This is a genomic window from Brucella haematophila (assembly GCF_005938105.1).
Lineage (GTDB): Bacteria > Pseudomonadota > Alphaproteobacteria > Rhizobiales > Rhizobiaceae > Brucella > Brucella haematophila.
Genome location: NZ_VCPE01000008.1, coordinates 1 through 16,161, shown reverse-complemented (window position 1 = coordinate 16,161; position 16,161 = coordinate 1). Strand labels below are relative to the sequence as shown.

Below are 16,161 nucleotides of genomic sequence, written 5' to 3'. Positions count from 1 at the left end.
CTGATTGAAGTGTCATGCTAAGGGCTCAACCTTCAAGCGCAGTCTCAAGCACCTTTGCGGGCGCAAGAACTCTTTGGTTCGCCAACAATCCCACCACATCGATGATGTGCTGGTCGGAGCGTAAGGATTTCTCTGCAAGGATTTGAAACTGCCGGTGGCCGACCAGAACCAGCAATATGTCGGCCTCATCCGCAGCCGTTGCGATGTTCACAAGGCGGGCCGTTGACAGACGCGGTGGAAGCTTTTCGATGTTGGGTTCGACAATGATTACTTGGTCCCCAAACTCTTCATGGAGTTCGATCGCTATTTCCAGCGCAGGGCTTTCGCGCAGATCATCGATATCCGGTTTGAAAGAAAGTCCACAGACGGCAATCATGGGCTTTCGACCCTCATGAGCCAACGTAAAGCTTGCAGCTGCGGTTCGAAGCTTTTGCAAGGTCCATTCCGGCTTCGCATTGTTCACATTGCGGGCTGTACGCACCAGATGCGCCAGATCAGGCGCTCCGGCAACGATGAACCAAGGATCGACAGCAATGCAATGCCCTCCGACCCCTGCACCGGGCTGGAGAATATTGACCCTTGGATGACGATTGGCCAGCCGGATAAGCTCCCAGATATCGATCCCACTGCGGTCGCAAATCAGCGAAAGTTCATTTGCGTAGGCAATATTCACGTCGCGAAAAGCGTTTTCAGCGAGCTTGCACATTTCGGCTGTGCGCACGTCCGTGGCGATACACTCACCTGTGACAAACACTTTGTAGAGCGCTCGCGCAGCGGCTGCGCATAGTGGTGTGATGCCGCCAATAATGCGGTCATTATGTACGAGTTCTTCCAGAACCCTGCCGGGCAGGACTCGTTCAGGACAATGCGCAATCCTAATGTCGGAAGTTTCTCCGGCATCCTGTGGGAATGTCAGATCGGGTCTGGATTCAGCCAGCCATTCCGCCATTCTCTGCGTTGCACCAACAGGTGATGTCGACTCCAGAACGACGAGATCTCCCGCCTTCAACGCAGGAGCGATAGCGCGTGCTGCCGCTTCAATATAAGATAAATCCGGCTCGTGGCCGTGTCCGATGAAAGGCGTTGGCACGGCAATCAAAAAGGCATCTGCGGGATCGACTACCGTGGAGGCACGAAGATAGCCATTCAGCACTACTTGCCTGACGCATTCGTCGAGACCGGGTTCGACAATATGGACCTCACCCCTATTGATTGTAGCTACGACAGAAGCATTGACATCAACGCCCTGAACCTTGAGCCCATGTTGGGCAAAGACTGTGGCAGTGGGAAGTCCGATGTAACCAAGGCCGATTACAGATAGGGTTTCATAGGCAAAGGAACGCTGCATGAAAGTGGTCCTGTCAGGAAAGCAGTGCAGAGGCATGTTTGCGACCAAGACCAGTCGAATAATTTTGGAGGGCTTTGACGATGGCAATCGATGCCAGACCGTCCCCGTAGGGGTTCTGTGCCGTTGCCATTTGCATGTGGATTTCTGGATCACGAAGCAGCTCGCTGACCCCATCAAAAATGCGATTTCTGTCGGCGCCGACCAGTTTCGCGGTGCCAGCCGCGACAGCTTCAGGTCGTTCGGTTGTCTCGCGCATCACAAGGACTGGCTTGCCGAATGTGGGCGCTTCTTCCTGGACACCGCCAGAGTCCGTCAATATCAGATAGGAGCGCTTCATCAGCCAGACGAAAGGCAAATAGTCCTGTGGTTCAATCAGGTAAATATTTGAAACCCCGCAAAGAAGTCGCCCTACAGGCTCGCGGACACTGGGGTTCAGGTGCACCGGATAGACAAAATCGACATCCGGGAAACGGCGTGCCAAATCGCATATTGCTTCGCAGATGTTCTCAAAACCAGTGCCAAAATTTTCTCGCCGGTGGCCGGTTATAAGCACAAGCCGCGCCTTCGGGCGTAGGAAGTCGAAGCGTCGACGCATAGTGCTGTCCAGCTTTGTATCATGTGCAAAAAGCTGTTCTGTGTGGACCAGTGCGTCAATGACGGTGTTCCCGGTCACTGTGATGGTACGTGCCGGAATACCTTCCAACAGCAGGTTTGTGCGCGCACTTTCCGTGGGCGCAAAATGAAGAGCAGCTAATGCGCCTGTCAGTTTACGATTGGCTTCCTCCGGCCATGGAGAATAAAGATTGCCGGTCCGCAAACCCGCCTCAACATGGCCAATAGCGGTGCGGTGATAATAGGCCGCCAGACTTGCGCCAAAGGTCGTGGACGTGTCGCCGTGAACCAGCACAATATCGGGCGAAAAATCATCGAACACCGCATCCATGCCATGCAGAATAGCGCTCGTGATGTCGCCGAGCGTTTGACCTGGTTTCATGATGTCGAGGTCATAATCCGGTGTCAGATCAAAAAGCTGAAGGACCTGATCCAGCATCTGCCTATGCTGTGCCGTCACGCATAAGCGTGCCTGGAACCCCTCGGTGTCAGAAAGACGCCGCACCACCGGTGCCATCTTGATCGCTTCGGGTCGAGTGCCGAAGACCGTTAGTACTTTCATGTGCCCCCACATCAATCGTCGGAGCGTTTCCGTTCAAAACCGGAATATGGAAGCGCTGATTTATCTCTTTGTTCATTCGGCCTTGCAGAAACCGTTCATTCTCCAATCACCTGTGCTGTTCGGGCTGTGCCGAGAAGCGGTGAAACGATCAGTGACAGAAATTTGCTCAACTCCGCGGCGGGATGATTTGCGACATAAATGACATCCTTGTCTCGCATCTGAAACGACTGGGAAAGGAAGAAGGATTCCGGCTTGTTGAAATCAAGCCGGTAGATGACTGGCACGCGTCGCATATCATCCGTTGGCAAAAGGTCAGCCCGCTTACCTATCATCTGTTGCACAAGATCATGAGGTTCGAACCTGAAGATAAAGACACCACCGGCATCGGCAGCTCTGTCACTCAGACCGCCCACTTGCGCCAGCGCTTCTGATAGAACCAGCTTTTCGGAAGGGAACGCTACAAGCTGACTACTTTTCACCGCGCCGAACGCCGAGAAAGTTCGCGGCTGGTGCGTTACGGTTATGTTGTCGCCGGATGCAAGCCAGATATTATCACTCGGATGGCTGACGGCATCTTCAAGTCGCACGGTTGCACTTGTTAAGCCACGTGTCACGGTCGCAGTGCTTTCGAACATGGCTTTTTTGGTTCCACCTGCGAGCGCCACCGCATCCAGAAGTTTTAGTCCACGCAGGGGCACTGGAAATGGACCGGGACTTGCCACATCCCCCACAACAATCAGCACTTTGCTTCGATTTTCGCTGACGAGAACCTGTATCTGCGGCTCTGCGGCCTTCCCTTTCAGGCCCGCTTCTATCGATCTGCGTAGGGATTCTGTGGTTTGTCCCGCAGCGTGTACCTGTCCGACATAGGGAATGAAGACCATTCCTCGCTCGTCCACGACAAGTTGAAGAGTTGCGCTCTTTTTCTCCGCTGTCGAAAACAACCCGTCGGGGGCCGCTTCCCAGATATTCACGGCAAGCCCATCACCAGCACCGATTGTCATCGACTGCCTGTTGCCAAGTTTGCCCTTGAAGCTGTCCGGAATGCCATTGAATTGATAGTTTCTCAGGTAGGACAGGATGGCTGTATTGAGCGGTAGGACAGAGTAGTTTTGATGGTCGGCTTTGTTTGTTGTCTCAGTGCCGACCGCTGATGTTAGCGGCCCACTGCCAGGTACAGCGGTGCATCCCGCCAGACCGGATATAGCCACAGAAGCGACTATAAGGCGTGCAAACTTGATCATCATGCTGCATCCCTTAAAACGTCATGCCGGACCGCAGACGAGCGGATCGCATCGACGATAGCCTTGCAGCTTGCTTCAATGCCGTGTGCGGTGAAAAAATCACCGGGTCGTAAGCAACACGTCCGAACCCAGGAAATGTAGCGTTTTCGCAGTCGTGCGTGAGCTACCGGTCCACCTTTCCAAAAGCTATCAAAATCCGGGTTTCCAAACGCACAAGTAGCGATGTCTTTATTCGCATAAACCGCATCTCCAATCACCAGCAGAGGAACGCCGTGGTGGATCGCCGAGAAACCGGAGGTACTATTGATGGTGATCATGCCCGCGGAATGGCGCGTCAGATAACCGATTGACCCAACATCGACAATATCGACGCGATCCCTGATGCCAAGCCGGCTCGCTTGTTCGTCTATCCGGTGCCGATCATTGTCATGACCGCGCTCAAGCGGATGTATTTTGAAAACCAGCCGAAGCCCGTTCGGAGCCGTCGCAGCGAAACTATCAAGCACTTCGGAGATCAGACGCGTGTTGTTCCACCCTCGAGCAGCACACTTCAACTGTGTATCTTGAGAGACCTGAAGCGCTACAACAAAGTACTGCCCCACATTGTGCTCCAGCAGTCGCTCAATGACGGCGCTATTCCTTGACTGCCCCCAAAACCAACGATGGAAGTTTTTGGTCCAGCCCAAAATCTCTTGAACCGCATTGATCTCGCGGTGCAAAAGCCGCCTTTGTCTGCGCCTCCCAAAGAGTGTAACAAACCCGTAATAGAGGCCTCCATAGATGCACATGGCGGAAAATTGCCCACGATGCGCGGTGTAAGAAACCTCGGCATCGCTCCGATAGTGGCTTGGTGGAAGCTGTCCCGCAATTGGTGAAAATGCGTTGTTTGCACCGAACTCCAGTGTGATTGCACCGGGGCGTATATACCCCTCCTCAAGGGAAATGACGGTTAGTCCTAATCTTTCGCCGACCAGGCGCGCAACGACGTGAACCGGTCGTTCTGATCCGAAGAGAACCATATGGGTGATTTTCTTTTCTACTGCCTGAGCACAAAGCCAAGCTTCGAGACCATCCATATTTCCGCGATAGATCAACGTATTGCCCAAGACCCCCGCGAACAGCCGATCTCCCGGATTAAACACCACCTGAAAACAATGAAAACTCTGCTGTTTCAAGCATTTACGAAGTCGATAGAAAGCAGGTCCCACGGGGCCTTGCAGCAGTAGAACCCGCTGCCACGGTTCAGACCTTAACTCGTCTTTCAGAACAGCCCGCACAATGGTTTTCCTGTTTTCTCGCGCGATAATTCGTACGGAAGTGGTGGTGTTTGACATGACTAACCACCCTGCTCGTTCACTCGTTGGATTTACCGTTTGCCCAATGCGTGCTCTTCAATTCTTGACCAGCAGAATAACAACACAAACGTGATAACAGAGCTGGCAAAGCGAACAGGAAATCGCTGAAATAGCGAGCAATCATTTGTTTGCAAAGCACCGGGAAAACACGAGGCGCCCGCCCACATGGACGCAAAATAAAGTATATATTTATGGTTGAGCGATGTAGAACTTGCAGTTACACTGCTGAAATGACAATGTTTAAAGACATTGATGGCCTGCTTTCGCAGATGGGACGGCTTCTGGTTAGATTTTGGCCGCAACTGCTTTTGATTGGCGCGGTTGGCTTTGTTGCGCGTGACTTGCTGATGAATGCGGCAGTTGCGACTGGACTCAGATTTCCATTGGGCGGCATGGTTATCCTGTCGCTGGTTGTTCTGGTCAAGCTTCTTGTCTTCGTCACGATGTTTGCTGTCTTGCGCCCCGGCCTGCCGGCGTTAGTGGGCTTGCGTGAAAGCGCGTCCAAGGGGGCGTCACCGCGAAAAGATGACAAGCGCGGCGACCGCATGCTTATGGTGACTGCCGCAGCGATTCTGCCGTTCTTTGCCTATTATGCCGCCTGGGGGTTCCTAGGTGATACAGTCCGCGAATATTCCCGTCTGGCTTTGGATCGTGTGGCCTTAGGGGAGAAAATCCAGATATTCGACCTCGTCCGCTCCCGCAGTCTGATCGCGGCGATTGTTCTTTGCTGGATCATCAGATGGGCTGCCAAAAAAGGTGCCGACAAAACCCAATCGCCATGGCTCCGGCTGCTGATCGTGGCCGCTGACGCCAGCTGGATATTCATAGGCCTTTATGCCCTCGATAAATGGAAGGACGATTTCATCGCATGGCTAGGAGCGGGGTCGTTCCTCGAGTATCTTGAGGCTCAGGCGCTGTGGTTTTCAATAGAAGCTTATGCAGCGGCTCCGGATTTTGTCCCTGTTGAATTTCGCCAGCCGGGCTTCATCGAGCAAGCGCAGGCTCTCTTCTTCTATGCGTTGCTGCCGTTCGTCTGGTTGGTGATGACTTCCATTATTTATGGTTATGATCTGTCGGCGAAGCGAGCAATCATCCCTCCTCTTCCCTCGCGCGTGACTACATTGCGAGGATGGTTGCGAGATTTCATCGCCCATTATCTGGGTGGATATCGCTCGCGATATCGACCCGTCTGGACATGTTTGCGGCTTGTCTTCGGCGCGGGTCTTGGAACATTGTTGAGTTTCATCGTGTTTTATAAGGTAATCAGCTGGGGCGGAGCGTGGATCTGGTTTGGCACCACCCATATTCTTGGTCCTTACGATATCGAGACCTGGCAACGTATCTCCGATATTCTGGTCATCCTCATCGGCAGCCCATCGGAGCTTGACGGTGGCATTGTGCTTGACGCAGTGAGAGTTGCGCTGCTGGCAGCCGTACTTGAATATTCCGTTGCAGGCGGCTTATCGAGCGTCACTTCAAAACCAGGCTCTGCTGCGGCTCGCCCCGCATAGAGACCGCAATGGTAAAACCCTTGGCGTCGTCAGGAACGAGGAATGTTTCCACGATTTGCACAGTTCCCTTATCCGCGCTTTGAAGCAGATTGAGACAGTGCTGCTTTTCAGCTGCATCGCGTTTCAACTTTTGCAATACTCGATCCGTTAGGAAGGTCGGGCTCCAGCTTCGGCTTTGACTATCCGTCAGGGCAATAATGCAAGGCATTGCCTGCTTGAACCGATCAGGATCATCAATATTGAGTTCGAGTTCCGCCACAATCATATTGGTCTGGGGTAGCTCGCCGGGAAAAGGCGTCAGCGCCAGAAGCCTCCAGTTCGCACCTGCATAGCCCGGCATTTCGCCGCGCTCGGCTATTATCGGCTGACGCAATTTATTCTGCGCCCATTCTATATAGCCGCCGCGCGAATGGACCAGAACCGCAAGCGGAATGAATAGCACCAGCAATGCGAAGCTGATCCAGAAATTTCTCTTCTCGCGCCGGACTTGTTCCACAATCATCTCGCCTCCAAACCCCAAGGTTGAATGCGACCACCGCGCTTGATGAGGATCGACGGGTGGATGTGGTTCGCATTTGGAGGGCCGACGTGGATTTCAGCCTGTTGCGCGAGCGGGGTGATCAGGCTTTCTGCCACGAGAAGGGAGCCGCCTTCGATCTCACGTTCCGGCAACTCGAGTATGAGGAGAACAGGTCTCGGAATGCCCGGCTCCAGCCTTTCAGACCCAAGCAACCCCCACGCATTGGTGATCCGTTGGCTCATCGAATATTGTGCACCACTCGGCCCCTGCCACAAAGCCGACAACAGATTGATGCTCTCTTTGTTCGCTTTGGCCGCAGCTTCCAGCACCAGCCATTTGCCCGACGTGGTGTAATTGCGCTCGGTCCCAAAGCTGGATGTGACCAGTTGATCTGCCGTATAAGCTTCTGCAACTCCCATAGTGAATTTGGCAGTTGAGACTGGCTTTCCCTGTTCACCCTTCACTTTAACCATTGAAACGATGTCGCTGTAATACGGTGTTGAATGTTGCATAGCGTATAAGCCAGCAATGGTAACAACCACGGCGATGAGGGTGAGAAGCGCCCGTCTCATTCACTATCTCCGGATGTGGCATCCGCAATCTTTAGTTCGACAGCGGCAACCGGGTCGCGATCAAGCCAGTTGGATGCGCCATAGAGGTTGTCGCGTTTTTTGTATATCTGGCTTCCGACCGATAGTCTTATCTTATCCGGTAAGGCCGCATCGATGGGTACTTCCCAGGCGAGTGTCAGCTTTTCCGCCAATCCCGGATGGATCGCACCAGCAACAAATCGATCACGGGCAAGATAGATCGTCGGATCGGCCAGCCCCGTTACAGGAGGGTCGAGCGCCAGCAATTTCATTGGGACAAATGCCGATGCAGCCGAGCGGTTAGCAGCGTCAAAGTCGACTATGAGGAATTTTTTGGGTGTAATCGGCTTAAGACCCGTGGGCGACGACGTGCTCAACCGCGCGTTAGAAACTGTTATGTTCCATCGTCCGGTATCTATCGTTTCGCCCGCTGTGAAAACCTGCAACGGCTTCGGGTTGGCCGCTTCATAGATTGCAGTCGCATAGGAAATAACGCTCGCCAAAGCACTGCCGACCCCAGCAATGATGATTGTAGCAAGGCGCTGCCGGACACTTCTTCGTTTTTCGTCCGCCATGACCCTCCCCGTCTGTGGCGTTTCAACGATTGTCCCAAGCCCGCTAACGCTCCTATAGCATAATCCTTCCGTTTCGTCACCTTAAGCGACGTTGTCGCTTAAGGTGACATGCAACTTAAACACTATCCCGCAGATAGGTCTCATCCCGCGATAAGAGGCGGATTGATCTGGGCGAAACCTGCCTGACGTTGATAGGGAAAATGCGGATATGGTGCCGCAACTGCGCTGGCTGCATCGAGTATTGCAATCTGCTCGGGAGACAATGACCAGCCCACGGCACCAAGATTCTGGCGCAATTGCTCTTCATTCCGGGCACCTACGATAACCGAAGCCACAGTCGGCCGCGACAATAGCCAGTTCAGTGCCACTTGCGGCACCGTTTTACCAGCTTCTCCCGCAACGATCTCCAATGCATCGATGACATTGAACAGATGCTCCGTTTCCACGGGCGGACCATAGCTCGCCGTCTCGTGGAGACGGCTGCCTTCAGGAAGTGCCTCTCCCCGCCTGATTTTCCCGGTCAATCGGCCCCAGCCAAGGGGGCTCCAGACCAATGCGCCCAGTCCCTGATCAGCACCAAGCGGCATCAGATCCCACTCGTAATCCCGACCGATCAATGAATAATAGACCTGATTGGCAACATAACGCGGCCAGCCATAGCGATCTGCAACAGCGAGCGCCTTCATGATCTGCCAGCCAGAAAAATTCGACACACCGACATAGCGGACTTTGCCAGCCCGCACGAGCATATCAAGCGTGGACAGGACTTCTTCCACTGGCGTATGCGCATCAAAGGCATGAAGTTGCAGAAGATCGATGTAGTCCGTGTCGAGCCGCTTTAGTGCCTGTTCCACAGAACGTATCAGGCGAAATCTCGACGTACCGGCATCATTGGGACCTTCTCCAACCGGCAGGCTCATTTTGGTTGAGATAATGACACTGTCGCGCCGTCCACGGATTGCAGCGCCCAGAACTTCTTCCGAAGCTCCGTTCGAATAAACATCCGCGGTGTCAAACAGATTGACACCAGCTTCCAGACATATGTCGATGAGGCGGCGTGCCTCATTCACATCTGTGTTTCCCCACGCGCCGAACAAGGGGCCAGTTCCACCAAACGTCCCCGCTCCAAAGCTCAAGGTCGATACTTTGAGCCCAGAACGTCCTAGAAAACGATACTCCATAAGGTTTTACCTTTCAAAACGGTGGGGCGCTATGAACCCCGCAACACTTGATGAATAAACAATAGACCTCCGCCAACCTGTGATATAGATTGCAACAATTCAAATCATTTGTGAATTAGAAGACCAATGGCTAGATCAGAGATCAACCGTTCCGGCGAAATGGAAGTCTTTACCAGCGTTGTGGAGCAAGGCGGTTTTTCAGCGGCTGCAAGAGCTTGCCGGATGACACCTTCTGCTGTCAGCAAGCTCGTCGCCCGATTGGAAGCACGGCTTGGCGCACGCCTGATAAATCGTTCAACGCGCGCGCTTCAGCTTACGCCTGAGGGATGTGCATTCTACGAGCGCGCAACCCGGATTCTTGCCGATATTGAAGACGCCGAACGCATTGCAGGCGTCGGCGAAAGGCCTGTCGGCCGCATTCGTTTCAGTACCAGTCCATCCTATGCAACGCATGTTCTGGCACCGATCTTACCCGCATTTCTGGAACTTTATCCAGATGTTACGCTTGATCTGACGCTGAGCGATACGGTCGTCGATTTGCTGACTGAGCGGATTGATGTGGCGGTACGGGCAGGACCATTGAAGAGTTCAAGTCTCGTTGCGCGCAAACTTGGTGAAACATCGCTGATCGTAGTTGGTGCGCCTGCATATCTTGCCCGCTTTGGCACACCGCAGACGCTCGAAGAACTTGCTTCGCACAATCGCATCGGTCTTGGATATATACGCACAACAGATGGTTGGCCGATGGTCCAGAACGGTGAGAATACCGTCGTCCCAACGGTCGGGCGCGTTCAGGCCAGTGATGGGGAAGCGGTGCGGCGCCTGGCTCTCAGTGGAACGGGGCTTGCACGCTTGACCGAATTCACGGTTCGCGACGACATCGCCGCTGGAAAGCTCGTGCCTGTTCTGGAACATTTAAACCCGCATGACCGAGAGGCGTTCCATGCTGTTTATATCGGTCAAGGTGGCCCGTTGCCATCAAGGGTTCGGGCACTTCTCGACTTTCTTGCTGAAAGAGGCCGCGTAACTTGACATGATTAGCCCCCGACAGTTCTTCTGTCAGGGGCAGGTTGTGAATCCCAAGCCGCTTTATTCGGCGGGTTGAGCCAAGCAATTGACATCGGCACTCGATGTTGTGCGTTCTCCAGACAAGGCTCGCTGTCCCAATCCGACGATCAGAACGGTTGTCACGGTCGCCACAATCGACACCCAGAAGCCGTTGGCAGCGCCAAAATTGTCGACTACCCAGCCTGCGATAAATGCACCGAGCGCCATCCCGATACCAATCCCCGTCATGACCCAAGTAATCCCTTCCGTGAGCATGGTTTCCGGCACCCTTCGCTCGATAAGGCCAAAGGCAGTGATGAAGGTGGGTGAAATGGCAACACCGCTGACGAACACAGCCAGTGCGAGCACGGTAACCGACGAGCTGGCAAACAAAAGTGGTACCGCCGTAACTGCAAGTACACTGACCGCGATCAGTAGCTGTAGCGGCAATTGAATTCTTGGCTTAAGCGCACCGAGCGTGAGCCCAACGACGAAAGACCCGATGGCATAAACACCAATCACCAGGCTTGCCATATTGGGCTGCCCAAGCTCTCTGGTGATTGCCACAGCACTGACTTCCGCCGTCGCAAAGGTTGAGCCAACGAAGACGAGTGCAAGCGTTATAATCTGAACAGACCGAAGCCGGATGGCAGAACGCTGTGGACCGGCTTGATCAGAAGCACGAACCTTCGGCTCTGTGGAGCGCTGCGCCAGGAACGCAATAGTGCCAAGTGCGAGAAAAACCGTGCTGATCAGCATCCCGGCCTCTGGAAACAACGCGACAGCCAGGCCAACCGAGAGTGAAGCGCCAGCGATATAGACCAGCTCATCAGCTGCCGATTCAAAGGCAAAGGCCGTGTTCAACTCAGGCCTTTCGCGGAAAATCTCCGTCCACCGAGCCCGCACCATCGCAGGTATACTTGGCATAGTACCTGCCAGAAAGGCTGATGCAAACAGCGTCCAGTTCGGCCATTTCTGATTGGCGGCCAGAATGAGCGCTATAAATGCGACCACCGAAATGACAGTGACTGGCCCCACGACAGCCCGCTGTCCAAATTTGTCGACAGCCCTTGAAATCTGTGGTGACAGAAATGCGTTGGTCAGCGCGAATGTCGCCGAAACTGCGCCTCCGAGCCAATATTCCCCATGCGTCAGAGACAGCATAGCGACAATTCCAATTGGGGCCATTGCCATTGGGAGACGAGCAAAACCTGCTGCGCCCGAAAATCCGAGGGCACCCGGCGCCCGGAAAATCTCTCTATAAGGATTAGACATGGACGTGTTCCTTGATGATAAGGATTTACCACTTACATACGTGGCGTATGCTAATTAATTAGTTGATACGCGGCGTATGTCAACTAATATACGCATCGTAGGTAAAATTGGAGAATGATATGCGCAAACCCCGTAGCGAGATGATCGCGGAAACCCGGGCAAAACTGCTTGCAGCCGGGCGTCAAGCATTCGGGACGGTCGGCTATGCGGATGCTTCAATGGATGACTTCACAGGCGCAGCCGGTCTGACGCGCGGTGCACTGTATCATCACTTCGGCGACAAGAAGGGGCTTCTGCAAGCTGTCATCAGCCAGATCGATGCCGAAATGACCGACAGACTTTGCGCTATTTCTTCGCAGGCCGCCTCACCTTGGCAGGGTTTCGTTGATGAGAATGTTGCCTATGTCCAGATGGCTCTCGAGCCGGAAATCCAGCGCATCATGTTCAGAGACGGGCCAGCGGTGCTTGGCGACCCATCCGGCTGGCCGAATGCCAATGGCTGTATTGCAACAGTTGCCCGCAGTCTCGCCGATCTACAAAAGGCTGGCATTATTGTCGATGTCGACCCGGAAGCTGGTGCGCGGCTCATCAATGCGGCAAGCAGTTGTGCCGCTCAATGGATCGCCAATGCAGATGATCCGGAGATCATATCGGGAAAAGCTGTCCAGACATTTCGTATTTTCCTTGAAGGGCTGCTTTTAAAAAAGGAAACAGCGGCGGTGCACTCCGAAGCCTAAGACAGGTGCAGGCGTTTTTCCTTTCCTGCGTCGCTTGTGCGATGCTCCTCCCATGGCGATTTGTTTCCAGCAAGTCACGAAACGGAGGCGCCCATGAACAAGACGATCCATTTCAATGCATTCGACAAGAATTGCGTTGGCCATCAGTATCCCGGTCTATGACCTGCCTTTGCCTGCGCCGCTGGAAACGCGACACGTGAAGGCGACATAACATCGAATGCGCCAATCGTCTTAAACTGAAGGTCCGCCACTGTTTGATACGGGAATCCGGCTTGACCAACCCCCGCGGGCAACCACCTCGCAACCCGGCGAAAAGTTGGCCATCCCGCTGTTCAGCAGGCTTCAGCCAATTATAAAGCAAGCCCGGACTGGCTTCGTTTTTCGCGTAATAAGAGCCTGGATAAGGGTCTGTCCGCTTGCACTCTGATAAAAAGAGCTTCTGGTTTTTAGGTTTAAAACAACACGGCGTCCAATCGCCCCACGAGCTCTCAATTACCTTGCCAGAATTTCTACATTCACCGACTTTAATGGAAAAACCGACCTTCGAATGATCGGTATCTTTAGCTAAATATTGTTTTTTGGCCGGAGATCAGATCATGGGACTTACCGCTAATTCACGCACGGCAGATCATCAGATCGAGCCCTTATTTCTTCAGCGTTGGTCGCCGAGAGCCTTTACCGCCGAACCTATCAGCGAGGCCAATTTGCTAGCGATACTCGAAGCTGGCCGGTGGGCGCCTTCTGCCTATAATGCTCAGCCATGGCGCTTCATTTATGCCCGCCGTGACACACCGCAGTGGGAAAGCCTTCTTTCGCTTCTCAACGATTTCAATCGCAGTTGGGCGCAAAATGCGTCGGCACTCGTCGTGCTTGCCTCTCAGAAAACATTCACAGCGCCCAACGCTACTGAAGCACAGCCCTCCTCAACACACTCCTTCGATACAGGTGCAGCGTGGGCGGCGATTGCTTACCAGGCGACCTTATCGGGCTGGCATGCACATGCGATGGCTGGCTTCGATCACGACCGAACGCGGACAGAGCTTGCAATACCTGACGATGTCGCCATTGAAGCCATCGCAGCGATAGGCCGCATTGCCGATAAGTCCACGCTTTCGGAAATTCTGCAAAAGCGTGAAATTCCGAGCCCACGCAAGCCTCTCAGCGAGATTGCGTTCAATGGCTCGTTTTTTAACATCAAAAAGACGACAGCCTGAAGAGCGCGCCACCCGTCTAAGACTTTGGACGATGTGGTGAGCCGATGTTCAAATCGGCTCACGCCTTTGCAGCATTGAGAACTGCATCGAGAAGCCCCGGAAAACGTTGGTCAAGTTCTTCTCGCCTTAGCGACAATAAACGGCCACGACCGTTCGGCTTGTTCCAGACCACACCGCTTTCACGCAGCACTTTCATCAGATGCGAACGCGTCGATTTCGGTACATTCGGATCGCTCAAATGGCAGCGCGCCATTTCCAACGGACCGCCATCCAACTGCCGAACGATCTCCAGACGCGACGGATCGCTAAGCGCAAAAAGCACCTGAGCGAGCGCTATCTCATCGCGATCTGGATGAGGCAAATCAACCGGGTTAGATAAGATTTCTTCCGTCATTGTTCGAATATAGTTGAACCATCGTCGGTTTCATAGTAGAAAATGGTTCGAATAATATCGAACCATTGCGCAGTCGCTTCAAGGCGATTGCATCAGGTAAAGCCATGTCGAACGATCAAATTCACGTCTCAAGCGGCGAACGATCCGGCTTCGCGATTGCTTTGGTCAGCCAATTTGTCATGATGGCCAGTGCAAGCTTGCCCTCTCCCTTTTATCCCGCGCTGCAGCAAGAGATTGGGTTTTCGCCTGCTGCAATGACGGGTATTTTCGCTATCTATGCTGGCGCTTTACTCACCACCCTCCTAGTTGCTGGCGCAAGTTCTGATTATATCGGCCGCCGTCCGGTTCTATCCCTCGGCTTCCTGCTTCTCGCCCTATCCGCCTTCGCCTTCATGACAGCTACAAGCCTTGCGGGATTGTTGGTTGCAAGATGTGTTCAAGGTGTCGCCTGTGGACTTTTGATAACGGCATCCTCGGCAACTGTAGTTGATTTTGAACCGCGCAAGTTTCCCGGCATAGCCGCAATCTGCAATTCCGTTGTACCACTTCTAGGATTGGCTGCTGGGGCTGTGATAGCTGGCCTTATCATGGACATGTTCGAACAGCCGCGAAGCTACGCTTTTGGTGGGCTTATCTTCGTCAGCCTGGTTCTGGCTGTCATGATATGGACCTTGCCTGAGAGTTCACCGCGCCATCGCGGAATACTCACCTCATTACAACCGCGCTTGGGACTACCATCAAGCGTGAGGAACATGTTCTGGAAATGCGCGCCTGCTGTTGTTGCGGCATGGGCCACCGGCGGCTTTTACCTCGCTCTTGGGCCGCTCATCATGTCCAAGATTTTCAACTTCCATGACTATCTCGCTCAAGCAAGCGTCATCACATTCTTGTCCATTGGTGGGGCGATTGCCAGTTATGTCGCGCGCAAATTCGCGCCGCGAAATACTATGCTATACGGCACGAGCAGCCTTGCTGTCGGAACGATCTTCACCCTCGTTGGTATTCTTTCATCCAACATCACTGTCTATCTGATTGCGCTTTTCATCGCCGGAACAGGCTTTGGAACATGTTTTTATGCCAGTTTGCGGAGCATCGTGCCACTGACACCAGTCAGCGAGCGAGGTGAGGTTTTCGCTTCGATCTTTACGCTCAGCTACCTTGCCTTTGGCATGCCTGTTGTTGTGGCTGGCATCGCCATGCCTTATCTCGGCCTGCAAACAACACTGTTGATCTATGGCCTCGCCATAGCCCTTATGGCTGCGATAGCCGGAGCTTTGAGGAAAGCCGACCGGCTGGAAAAAGCATGCCCATCACCGGTTCTCGGTAAATAGCCGAAAACCATGTCGTAAAGGCGAGCTGCCTTTAGAGTTTGATCTGGGTTTCAATGCGAACGAGCATTTTCCGCATTTTTTGATTTTCGGTGTTGAGCTTTTGGGCCAGTTGGCGTTTTAACGCAGTATTCTCCGCCTCAAGCGCAGCCAGTTCATCCAGAATGTCAGCTACGATTTTAGGAGCTGGCTTGGCTTTCACCGGCTTGTCAGCAATTGGCTTCAAGCGACTGCTGGGATTGACTTTTTTCTTGGCTGGAGTTGGTGAAACTGTGGCTTCGGCAGTGGCAGGCGCTTCTGGTTCTGGAGAGGCCATGCTCGCTTTTGTGGCAACAGGTTCTGGTATATTGGCAATGAGGATCTTCGGCGCAGTCTTGGCTTCTACCTGTGGCGTTGACGCGTGGATAGGTGCAGCTGGTTCATTGTCCGTTTGAGAGATGGGAGCTGTCCCCTGATCGGCAGATGTCGGCGCCTTGGTATCTTCTTCCACTTCCCGTGCAATCGACTTCAGATCAAGGTTGCCCCACAGCGCATTGCCGCTCTTGCGCGCACGCCGGTTCTTATATTCAACGACAACATTGCGGATTGGATTCTTCATCCGAAAATAGCTTTCTCAATCAAATTCGTGGAAGTGCACCGACAGGTACTGTGCTCTACCTACAGATTTA

At 53.5% G+C, this 16,161-nt stretch carries 16 protein-coding genes; 5 read left to right on the top strand and 11 right to left on the bottom strand.

The genetic code is table 11. The features are described from left to right. Positions 1-25: 25 nt before the first annotated feature. From wecC to FGI60_RS13020, 4 genes are all read right to left on the bottom strand, one after another. Positions 26-1,348 carry a UDP-N-acetyl-D-mannosamine dehydrogenase gene (gene wecC / locus FGI60_RS13035; protein ID WP_138785559.1) on the bottom strand — a complete coding sequence of 441 codons (1,323 nt, stop codon included), beginning with the start codon at positions 1,346-1,348 and terminating at the stop codon, positions 26-28. Between the two features lie 13 nt (positions 1,349-1,361). Further along, the gene (gene wecB / locus FGI60_RS13030; RefSeq protein WP_138785558.1) at positions 1,362-2,522 is read right to left on the bottom strand and encodes a non-hydrolyzing UDP-N-acetylglucosamine 2-epimerase; all 1,161 of its coding nucleotides are present in this window, start codon (positions 2,520-2,522) and stop codon (positions 1,362-1,364) included. Positions 2,523-2,617: 95 nt separating this feature from the next. Further along, positions 2,618-3,769: a polysaccharide biosynthesis/export family protein gene (locus tag FGI60_RS13025; protein WP_138785557.1), complete on the bottom strand. Its 1,152-nt coding sequence runs from the start codon at positions 3,767-3,769 to the stop codon at positions 2,618-2,620. Further along, on the bottom strand, positions 3,766-5,100 hold the full coding sequence (locus FGI60_RS13020) for a capsular polysaccharide export protein, LipB/KpsS family (RefSeq protein ID WP_138785556.1): 1,335 nt from the start codon (positions 5,098-5,100) through the stop codon (positions 3,766-3,768). Before FGI60_RS13020 ends, FGI60_RS13025 begins: the two co-directional genes overlap by 4 nt. Before the next feature lie 251 nt (positions 5,101-5,351). Between FGI60_RS13020 and FGI60_RS13015 the strand changes: the two genes are divergently transcribed. Then, positions 5,352-6,632 carry a hypothetical protein gene (locus FGI60_RS13015; RefSeq protein ID WP_138785697.1) on the top strand — a complete coding sequence of 427 codons (1,281 nt, stop codon included), beginning with the start codon at positions 5,352-5,354 and terminating at the stop codon, positions 6,630-6,632. Here the strand turns inward: FGI60_RS13015 and FGI60_RS13010 are convergent. From FGI60_RS13010 to FGI60_RS12995, 4 genes are all read right to left on the bottom strand, one after another. Beyond that, entirely contained in the window at positions 6,592-7,134 is a 543-nt protein-coding gene (locus tag FGI60_RS13010; RefSeq protein ID WP_138785555.1) for a hypothetical protein, read from the bottom strand. The genes FGI60_RS13015 and FGI60_RS13010 overlap by 41 nt on opposite strands. Further along, a complete protein-coding gene (locus tag FGI60_RS13005) occupies positions 7,131-7,724 on the bottom strand; it encodes a hypothetical protein (RefSeq protein WP_138785554.1) in 594 nt (197 codons plus the stop codon). Before FGI60_RS13005 ends, FGI60_RS13010 begins: the two co-directional genes overlap by 4 nt. Beyond that, positions 7,721-8,317 (bottom strand): hypothetical protein, encoded by a 597-nt coding sequence (locus tag FGI60_RS13000; RefSeq protein WP_138785553.1) that lies wholly within the window; start codon positions 8,315-8,317, stop codon positions 7,721-7,723. Before FGI60_RS13000 ends, FGI60_RS13005 begins: the two co-directional genes overlap by 4 nt. Positions 8,318-8,457: 140 nt before the next feature. After that, a complete protein-coding gene (locus tag FGI60_RS12995) occupies positions 8,458-9,498 on the bottom strand; it encodes an aldo/keto reductase (protein ID WP_138785552.1) in 1,041 nt (346 codons plus the stop codon). A gap of 126 nt (positions 9,499-9,624) precedes the next feature. Here FGI60_RS12995 and FGI60_RS12990 point away from each other — a divergent pair, with 126 nt between their 5' ends. Then, on the top strand, positions 9,625-10,530 hold the full coding sequence (locus tag FGI60_RS12990; protein WP_138785551.1) for a LysR family transcriptional regulator: 906 nt from the start codon (positions 9,625-9,627) through the stop codon (positions 10,528-10,530). A 57-nt stretch (positions 10,531-10,587) separates the two neighbouring features. On the opposite strand, the gene FGI60_RS12985 is transcribed toward FGI60_RS12990, so the two are convergent. Beyond that, positions 10,588-11,820 (bottom strand): MFS transporter, encoded by a 1,233-nt coding sequence (locus FGI60_RS12985; protein WP_138785550.1) that lies wholly within the window; start codon positions 11,818-11,820, stop codon positions 10,588-10,590. Positions 11,821-11,939: 119 nt separating this feature from the next. On the opposite strand from FGI60_RS12985, the gene FGI60_RS12980 reads away from it, so the two are divergent. Both FGI60_RS12980 and FGI60_RS12975 read left to right on the top strand, forming a co-directional pair. After that, positions 11,940-12,557: a TetR/AcrR family transcriptional regulator gene (locus FGI60_RS12980; RefSeq protein WP_171058767.1), complete on the top strand. Its 618-nt coding sequence runs from the start codon at positions 11,940-11,942 to the stop codon at positions 12,555-12,557. Between the two features lie 596 nt (positions 12,558-13,153). Further along, positions 13,154-13,771, top strand: coding sequence for a nitroreductase family protein (locus FGI60_RS12975; protein WP_138785549.1), 618 nt, complete (start codon positions 13,154-13,156; stop codon positions 13,769-13,771). A gap of 58 nt (positions 13,772-13,829) precedes the next feature. On the opposite strand, the gene FGI60_RS12970 is transcribed toward FGI60_RS12975, so the two are convergent. Continuing rightward, complete coding sequence (locus FGI60_RS12970) at positions 13,830-14,165, bottom strand: ArsR/SmtB family transcription factor (protein ID WP_138785548.1); 336 nt, start codon at positions 14,163-14,165, stop codon at positions 13,830-13,832. A 65-nt stretch (positions 14,166-14,230) separates the two neighbouring features. Between FGI60_RS12970 and FGI60_RS12965 the strand changes: the two genes are divergently transcribed. Continuing rightward, positions 14,231-15,496: an MFS transporter gene (locus tag FGI60_RS12965; RefSeq protein WP_210238440.1), complete on the top strand. Its 1,266-nt coding sequence runs from the start codon at positions 14,231-14,233 to the stop codon at positions 15,494-15,496. A 31-nt stretch (positions 15,497-15,527) separates the two neighbouring features. Here the strand turns inward: FGI60_RS12965 and FGI60_RS12960 are convergent, their stop codons facing one another. Beyond that, positions 15,528-16,091, bottom strand: coding sequence for a hypothetical protein (locus FGI60_RS12960; protein WP_138785547.1), 564 nt, complete (start codon positions 16,089-16,091; stop codon positions 15,528-15,530). Between the last annotated feature and the right edge of the window lie 70 nt (positions 16,092-16,161).